Source organism: Paenibacillus sp. A3, from assembly GCF_001399685.1.
GTDB lineage: Bacteria > Bacillota > Bacilli > Paenibacillales > NBRC-103111 > Paenibacillus_G.
Window position 1 is genome coordinate 23,453 of sequence record NZ_JTHN01000232.1, and the last position, 8,146, is coordinate 31,598.

8 protein-coding genes and 1 pseudogene are annotated in these 8,146 nt (G+C 58.1%); 2 read left to right on the forward strand and 7 right to left on the reverse strand.

Annotation, left to right across the window (positions count from 1 at the left end):
* Positions 1 to 4: 4 nt before the first annotated feature.
* The 4 genes and pseudogenes from QJ48_RS29915 to QJ48_RS29930 form a co-directional block, all read right to left on the reverse strand.
* Positions 5 to 488 (reverse strand): annotated as a pseudogene (locus tag QJ48_RS29915) (NUDIX domain-containing protein).
* A gap of 25 nt (positions 489 to 513) precedes the next feature.
* Complete coding sequence (locus QJ48_RS29920; RefSeq protein ID WP_054977021.1) at positions 514 to 1,302, reverse strand: inositol monophosphatase family protein; 789 nt, start codon at positions 1,300 to 1,302, stop codon at positions 514 to 516.
* A gap of 49 nt (positions 1,303 to 1,351) precedes the next feature.
* Positions 1,352 to 3,238, reverse strand: a complete 1,887-nt coding sequence (locus tag QJ48_RS29925; RefSeq protein ID WP_082420731.1) for a sensor histidine kinase KdpD — start codon at positions 3,236 to 3,238, stop codon at positions 1,352 to 1,354.
* Positions 3,228 to 3,947, reverse strand: coding sequence for a response regulator transcription factor (locus QJ48_RS29930; RefSeq protein WP_054977016.1), 720 nt, complete (start codon positions 3,945 to 3,947; stop codon positions 3,228 to 3,230). The genes QJ48_RS29925 and QJ48_RS29930 overlap by 11 nt, the downstream gene beginning before the upstream one ends.
* Positions 3,948 to 4,119: 172 nt before the next feature.
* Here QJ48_RS29930 and QJ48_RS29935 point away from each other — a divergent pair, with 172 nt between their 5' ends.
* Both QJ48_RS29935 and QJ48_RS29940 read left to right on the forward strand, forming a co-directional pair.
* Positions 4,120 to 5,028: a M23 family metallopeptidase gene (locus QJ48_RS29935; protein ID WP_237763114.1), complete on the forward strand. Its 909-nt coding sequence runs from the start codon at positions 4,120 to 4,122 to the stop codon at positions 5,026 to 5,028.
* A gap of 116 nt (positions 5,029 to 5,144) precedes the next feature.
* Complete coding sequence (locus tag QJ48_RS29940) at positions 5,145 to 5,879, forward strand: WecB/TagA/CpsF family glycosyltransferase (protein ID WP_054977017.1); 735 nt, start codon at positions 5,145 to 5,147, stop codon at positions 5,877 to 5,879.
* 122 nt (positions 5,880 to 6,001) lie between these two features.
* Here the strand turns inward: QJ48_RS29940 and QJ48_RS29945 are convergent, their stop codons facing one another.
* The 3 genes from QJ48_RS29945 to QJ48_RS29955 form a co-directional block, all read right to left on the reverse strand.
* Entirely contained in the window at positions 6,002 to 6,796 is a 795-nt protein-coding gene (locus tag QJ48_RS29945) for an ABC transporter ATP-binding protein (protein WP_054977018.1), read from the reverse strand.
* Positions 6,796 to 7,710: an ABC transporter permease gene (locus tag QJ48_RS29950; protein ID WP_054977019.1), complete on the reverse strand. Its 915-nt coding sequence runs from the start codon at positions 7,708 to 7,710 to the stop codon at positions 6,796 to 6,798. Before QJ48_RS29950 ends, QJ48_RS29945 begins: the two co-directional genes overlap by 1 nt.
* 78 nt (positions 7,711 to 7,788) lie before the next feature.
* Positions 7,789 to 8,146: ABC transporter substrate binding protein (locus tag QJ48_RS29955; RefSeq protein ID WP_157261802.1), on the reverse strand; the 358-nt coding region annotated here is incomplete at its 5' end.

The following is an 8,146-nucleotide window of genomic DNA, read 5'->3' on the forward strand; positions in this document are numbered from 1 at the left end:
TGTTTCAGGAAGAAGGAAGCGGGTACTTGGGGAGCTGATGCTCCTCGATGAATACCGGCGTATCGGTCCGCCTTGCGGCATAATCGGCAATCTGCTTTCTCTGGTTGGGATACAGCACGATCTTGTCCAGCTCGGAAAGCGGAATCCACCGTACGCCCGTTTGATTCGGATCGGGGCTCGCGGGCATTGCGGGCACGGCCCCTTCCTTCAGCTTGCACTCGAAGGTGGACGCTGTGCGTGGCGCCATACACGGAATCGCTTCGATGCGGGGCGTATTCGTACACGAAGGCCAGCGGTCCGACCTCGACGTCTGCGGCTGCTTCCTCCCGCGCTTCCCGGATCACCGCTTCGATGACCGATTCCCCGGCTTCGACGCCTCCGGCAGGCAGATTGTAATGAATTCCGTTTGCATCCGTAAATTCGATCAGCAGCACGCTGTCGTCCTGCAGGATCAGCGCGCAGGCGCGAACCCGGATCGGGTAACTCACTTTGTTTCTCCTCCTCCCATTGCGTCTACCTGCCGAGTCCCGCCTGAACCATGGAGAGCAGACTTCCCAAACGGTCCGGAGGGCAGGCGACGATATACGGCTCGGGGTTCATGCCTTCGAACGGTCGGCCGTCGAAGTCGACAACCGCCGCCCCCGCTTCCTTCGCCAGCAGCAAGCCCGAGTACAAGTCCTCGCCTTCTGAATTGTACAGCACGATACCGTCCAAATCGCCGCGCGCGAGCATGCTCCACAGCAGCGTTGGCGCCCATAGCGACAAGACCCGTTTGCTGCCCGCGTCCAGATGGTGCTTCAGCGATGTGGCCTGTCCGCCCTTGCCGACGTCATGCCCCTGAATCCAGCCCAAGGTCATTCGCCCGGCGGCTGCGGACGGTTTGACGCGAATCGGCAGCCCGTTGCACAAAGCTCCCTTTCCCTGCTCGGCGACGTACAAATTTTCCAGATGCGAATCGTAGATGACGCCAAGCCGCGGCTCTCCCCGGTAAATCAGCGTCAGCGATACGCCGTACGCAGGCAGCCCGATCGCGTAATTGTTCGTGCCGTCCAGCGGATCGACCAGCCACAGCCAATCGCTTTCCGTTCCAGACCAGCCGCTCTCCTCGCTGCGAATCCGATGCTCCGGGAAGCGCTCCTGCAGCCGGTTCAAAATTTCCTTCTCGGCCAAATGATCGATCGCGGTAACCAAGTCCCCTTGATTCCCTTTGGCCATCACTTCCTTATCCCGGTCAAAATGCTCCTTCGCCAGTTTTCCTGCGGCAGCGGCCGCTTCGCAGGCGACTTCCCGGGCTATCCTCATCGTCTCGTTCGTCAACTTTGTCTTCCTCCCCTGCTCTCAATAAGGGAAATTATACCTGATCCTGCTGCACGACCTCAACCGATGGCGAAGCCTGCCGGAGCCATATCGTCACAACCGTCCCTCGACCAAGCTCGCTCTCCACCTGGATATTCCCGTGGTGGGCCAGGACGATCTGCCGGGCAATGGCCATCCCGAGGCCCGTTCCGTCCGACCCTCCCTCGGTATTCGTGCCGCGGTAATACCGTTCGAACAGCCGGCCGACCGTTTCCTCATCCATCCCGCCGCCGTTATCGCGGATCTCCAAACGTACGAAGCTTTCGGCTTCTCCGTCCCCCGCCACGCTTACTTCCACGTCCGTTCCTTCGGGGTTGTGCAGAACGGCGTTCGCCAGCAGATTCACGATCGCCCGGCTGAGCCATCGTTCGTCTACCCGCGAAACAAGCGGGCCAGGGGCGGGTCGAAAGACGATACGCGCGTCCACAAATCTCGGATTCGTCCGAAAACGGCGAATGACGATATCCGTCAGATCGTTCAGCTCCGTCTCCCGCAGCTCCAGCGGCAGCGCTTCGTTCTGCAAGCGGTAAGTCAGGCTGAGATCGTCGATCAGCAGCTCCATATATTCCGACTTCTCGCGGATCACGCCGGCAAATTCCCGGATTTCGTCGGTCGACCAGCCGTAATCCGACGCTTCCAGCATATGCGAATAGCCTTTAATCGACGTGAGCGGCGTTTTCATATCATGGGATACTCCAGTGATCCACTCCTCTCTCGTCTGCTCCAGCTTGACCCGCATCTCCTCGTTGCGGCTCAAAATGCCGGTCAGCCGCCTTAGCGAGAGGAACACGTCAGCGAACAAACGGTACCGACGCTGCAGCCGGCCCTTGCGGTCCAGGCTGCGGGGACCACGAAGTCCGTTCGGCTCGCGGAACTGGCCGCGCCCGAGCTGCTGAAGCCAGTCAATCATGTGGAGCACCGGCCCTCCGAAGCGGTTGGCGTACCAGAGCGACAGCAGCAGGAACAAGAGCAGCGTCGTCAGCAGCAAGCCGGCAAGCGCAACGAGCATGACGCCTATCTCGTTTTTCAGAACTCCCGCAAGAATCCCTTTCTCATGAAACGGGATGGTCACAACCCAAGTATACTGCGTGCGGGAATCGTAATGAGAGGCCAGCTTGAGGTCGTATCTGTTGCCGTAAACCGACCGGAGTGCAAGATCCTGAAGGGAGTATTCCGTCAGCACCTGCCCCGCGCTGCCGAACGAAGCAACCTGCCGTCCGGACGGGTCCAGCAGCTGCACCGTGGCATCCGCCTCCTTGAGCCGATCCTCCAAGCCGGGAGGCAGCGTCAAGCTTGGACCCGGCGAGCCGGCCGTTTCCATGACCATCTGCAGCAGACGCTTCTCCTCCGGGATGACGCCATAGAGCAGCGTATAGGTTACGCCGCCTCTCTGCCGAATCCATACGGCCAAATCATACGGAAACGGCTCCTTCTTTTTCCAGTAAGCGACAAATTCCCCCGGCTTATAAGCGGTCGGAACGTCCTCAGGCGTATACACCGAATAAGTTGCTCTCCCTTGACCGTCGAGCATTTGAACCCAGCCGCCTTCGCTTCTCACAAGGTCCAGCAGCTCCTCGTCAAAATGAGGCGTCCCCGTCTCATCCACTTCCATCGTGTCGATCAGCTTCAGCATGCCGGCCTGCGCAAAGCTGCGGCCCGCGTCAAGATCCAGCAGCTTCAGCTGCATCCAGTACAAGATCAAGACCGCCAAGACGACGAGCAGGATGCCGGCCACGATCAGCCGCAGGCTGAAATGGGCGATAAGCCGCCGGATGACCCGCATGCCTCCGTCCGGCACAGGCGATGAGACCGAAGCGGGAGCGGGGCCTCCCCTTTCATTCCGCTCCTCATCCGTCGCTCCCCCTGCCGGCCTAAGCGTCATCGTTCCCGCCTCTCACCAGCTTATAGCCCAGCCCCCGGACGGTTACCAGCAACTCCGGCTGCGCAGGATTGCGTTCGATACGCTCCCGGATTCGGTAAATATGGACCATAACGGTATTGTCGTCGCTGAAACTGGACTCGCCCCATACCCGTTCGTACAGCTCTTGCTTGTTGAAAATCCGGTTCGGATGCTTGCAAAAAAACAAAAGCAGCTGAAACACTTGAGCCGGGCAGGGTATCCGCCTGTCTTCGACCGTCAGTTCTCCCGCAAGCTCATTCAGCCGAAACCGCCCGAAATCGTAAACTCCCTGCGTGGCGGAACTTTCCGCGGACTTGGCAACCCTTCGGAGCTTCGCTTTGATCCGGGCAGCCACTTCGAGCGGATTGAACGGCTTGGTCACATAATCGTCCCCTCCCAAGGCGAAGCCGCTAAGCTTGTCCAGATCGGAAGAGCGCGCCGTCAAGAACAGAATCGGCGCATCGGTGCGCTGCCGAAGCTTTGGGCATACCTCAAACCCGCTTTGACCCGGCAGCATCACGTCGAGCACAATATAATCGTAAGACCTGCTGTCGCACATCGCTAGCGCTTCTTCGCCCGTCGCCGCCGTATCGATATGGGTAAATCCTTCTTTTTCCAGCACCTTCAACAACATACGGACAATGGTCGGTTCATCGTCGACCAGTAAAATCGTTGCTTCGTTCGCCTGCATTCCATATCCTTCCTCTCCGGCATATCGCTTCATATATTCTACCATACCGTGTTTACTCGCAGAGGAACGGAGTCTTAACGGTACCTTAACGAAAAATTAAGGCTGCGGTAAGCTGCTGTTTCATCCGAAGTAAATCCGGCTAGTTATACTTGAGTGAAAGGAGAGGATATCGATGTGGTTCAGCATTGTGATGTTATTTTTATCAAGCTTGTTTTTCCCCGTCTATTTCATGATCGAGCTCGGGCGTAAACGAAAGAACAAGCTGGTGTGCTTCGGGTGGTTCCTTCTTGCCACCTCCTATGCCGTCTACATTTTGACCGTCGGAAGGTGGGACTGGATCGGCTATTATTTTCGCTACGCGCTCATCGCGTTCTGGCTTTATTCCGTCGTTCGCGCCGTGAGAAATAACCGGGACGTGCCGCTGTGGCCGCCGCGTTCTTTCGTTTCGTGGGCCGGCCCTGCGCTGTCCGTCGTTTTCGCCGCGCTGTTCGTTTTTCTGGGAGCTTATGCGCTGACCGGGCACCAAGCGTCCGAAGAGGCGGTCGATCTGCGTTTTCCGCTGCGCAGCGGTACTTATCACGTCGCTCATGGCGGCAGCCGGACGATCGTAAACTACCACCACGACTATTTGCCGCAGCAGTACGCGCTGGATATCGTGAAGCTGAATGCGGGAGGCTGGAGAACGAAGGGCATCTATCCAAACGAGCTGCAAGCCTATGCCATCTACGGTGATACGCTGTACAGCCCGTGCAACGGCAAAGTGCTGGAGGCCGCCGACGGGTTCGAGGACATAGCGCCCACCCTGTCGGAAAAGCTGCCGGAAGGCGTGCCGCCAGCCGGCAATCATGTCGCGATCGGCTGTCTGGATTCTAAAGTGTATGTCGCGCATATGCAGAAAGGCAGCGTGAAGGTGAAAGCGGGAGATACCGTTGATGTGAACACGCCGATCGGCCTTGTCGGCAATTCGGGAAATACGTCGGAGCCGCATCTTCATATCCATGCGGAGCGCAATGGGGCGGGCGTACCCATTACGTTTAACGGCGAATTTTTGGCGCGGAACGGGTTAATCCGGCAGGAATAGAAGGACCCGGCGGCGGACCGGTTTGTCGGAGCAGCCGCATCGGTCCTTTTACGGGATGTTCTCCTCCCCGGCAATTCTGTGGTAAGATGGAGGAAATGAACGTAGAGGAGATACCGATGCAAACCGTTTCCATTTTAGGCGTACCCTTTTCCAAATTATCTTTAGACGAAACCGTAAACGAGCTGCATCGTCGGCTGGACCGGAACGATCCGAGGCTGTTTCACTTGATTACGGCCAACCCCGAAATTGTGATGAATGCAAGAAAAGATAGCGAGCTGCGGCACATTGTCGAGCAGGCGGACATGATTACCCCCGACGGCATCGGCATCGTCCTGGCTTCGCGTTTCAAAGGCGAACCGGTACCCGAGCGCGTAACCGGCTACGAGATGCTTCTCCGGCTCTTGGCGCTCGGGCACGAGCACGGATGGTCGTTCTACTTCTTGGGGGCCGACGAAGAAACGAGCAAGAAAGCCGTCGACACGATCATGAATCAATACCCGGGCCTCAAGGTCGCCGGGCGGCATAACGGCTTCTTTACCGAAGACGACGAACCGCAGCTCGTAGAGCAGATCGCAAGCGCCAAGCCCGACCTTCTCATCGTAGCCATGGGCGCGCCGCGGGCCGAAAAGTGGATCTTCAAATACAAAAACCGGTTATCCGCCAAACTCGCGATGGGCGTCGGAGGCAGTCTGGATGTCATCGCGGGCAAAGTCAAACGCGCCCCGGTCGTCTGGCAAAAGCTGAATCTGGAATGGCTGTACCGCCTGCTGCGGCAGCCGTCCCGCTGGAGACGGCAATTGGTACTGCCCCAATTCGCCATCCTGTTTCTGCTGAAAGGCCGCAAGAGTTAACATTTGCAAAAAAGCCATCGAACCTTCACGGTTCGATGGCCTGTCCATCCTATCGGTGATATGGAACGCCTCGCCTGATGCGCGGGCGTTTTTCTTTTGCTTTCCGGTTGCGTCCGCCTGCCTTAGCCGAGCACGACACGGTCGTCCGCAAGCTTGGTGCCGCGGATCCGCTCGAACTGCTGCAGCAGCCCTTCGATGGTCAGCCCCCGCTTCTCCTGCTCTGGCACATCCAAAATAATGCGCCCTTTATCCATCATGATCAGCCGGTTGCCGAGCCGGATCGCTTGATCCATATTGTGCGTGACCATGAGCGTCGTCAGCTTAAGCTCGGCGACGATCTGCTCGGTCAGCGACGTAATCAGCTCCGCCCGTGAAGGATCGAGCGCCGCGGTATGTTCGTCGAGCAGCAGAATGCGAGGCTCGGTGAAGGTCGCCATCAGCAGGCTGAGCGCCTGCCGTTCCCCGCCAGAGAGCAGGCCGACCTTGGCGTTCAGCCGGTTCTCCAGCCCGATGCCAAGCCGGCTGAGCTGCTCGCGGAACATCGTCCGCTTGCGCCCCGTAACGCCGATGGCGAGCCCTCTGCGCTTGCTGCGCTTGTACGCCATGGCTAAGTTTTCCTCGATCGTCATCGTCGGCGCGGTGCCGGCCATCGGATCTTGGAACACCCGGCCGATCCATGCGCTGCGGCGATACTCCGGCATCGATTCGACTTCATTTCCGCCAATAACGACCTTCCCCAGATCCGGCGTCATGACGCCCGAGATGATATTCATGAGCGTGGACTTGCCGGCGCCGTTGCTGCCGATCACCGTTACAAAATCGCCCTCCTTCAATTGGAGGTTAATATGCGACAAGGCGAGCTTTTCGTCCGGCGTCCCCGGATTAAACAGCTTGGAGACATGTTCGACGCGTAACATTATCGACCACCTCCTGCCGAAACGTTCCGCGCACGGGAATTTTCGAGATCGGCCGCCCGCTGACGGATGACCGATTTTTGGCGCAGCTTGCCCCGGATCATTGGTAGCGTCAACGCGCCAATAACGATGAGCGCAGTCATCAGCTTCATGTCCGTCGGCTCCAGTCCGACGCGAAGCGCCAGCGCCACGATCAGCCGGTAGACGACAGCGCCCAGCAAGACGGCCAGCGTCGCACGAAATACCGTCTTCGCGCCGAACAGCGCTTCCCCTATAATGACCGAGGCTAGCCCGATGACGATCATTCCGACCCCCATCGTAATTTCGGCGAAGGCCGAATACTGCGCGATCAAAGCGCCGGAAAGCGCCACGAGCCCGTTCGACAAGCTGACGCCGACGATGATCGTGTTGTCGGTGTTCACGCCGAAGCTGCGGATCATCCGGGGGTTATCTCCGGTTGCTCTGAGCGCAAGGCCCAGGTCCGTGTGCATGAACCAGTCCAGCGCGAATTTGACAACCAGCACGACGACCGGCATGACCAACAGCAGCGGAACGTCCGTCAGCAGCGTATCTTCTCCAAGCAGCGGAATGTTTGCTTTCCCCATAATCCGCAGATTGATCGAATACAGCGCAATCATCATCAAAATCCCGGACAGCAGCGCATTCACCTTGCCTTTGGTATGCAGCAGTCCGGTGCACGCTCCGGCTACGAGACCGCCTCCGAAGGCCGCCAGCGTGGCGAGCGCCGGGGATACGCCGGAAGCGATCAATACCGCGGCAATCGCGCCGCCGGTCGTGAAGCTGCCATCCACCGTCAAATCGGGAAAATCCAAAATTCGAAACGTAAGATACACGCCGAGCGCCATAATGGCATACAGCATGCCGAGTTCCAAGGAACCTGTCAACGCGTCTTGCATATGTCCATCCTCCTGCAAAGAAATGCAAAAGTGACCTTGAGTCCGTTCGGAAGGTCACTCTGCCTGGGTCTTACGAAGTTATTTTGCCGAACCGCTGAGCAGGTTTTTCTTATCTTGTACTTTATTTTTCATGGAGTCGGTGACTTCGACGCCTTCCTGCTTGGCGGCATCAAGGTTAATGATCAGGTCAAGCTTGTCCGGGTAGCTGACTTTCATGTCGCCCGGCTTGGCGCCGTTCTTGAGAATCTCGACGGCCATCTTGCCCGCTTGGTAGCCGTGATCGTAATATTTGAAGCCGTAGGTGGCGAGAGCTCCTTTTTCTACCGAATCGCGGTCGCTGGCGAAGAACGGAATTTTCTTGTCGTTTGCCAGCTTGATAATCGATTCGACGGCGCTTACGACCGTGTTGTCGAGCGTGATGTAGATCGCATCGACG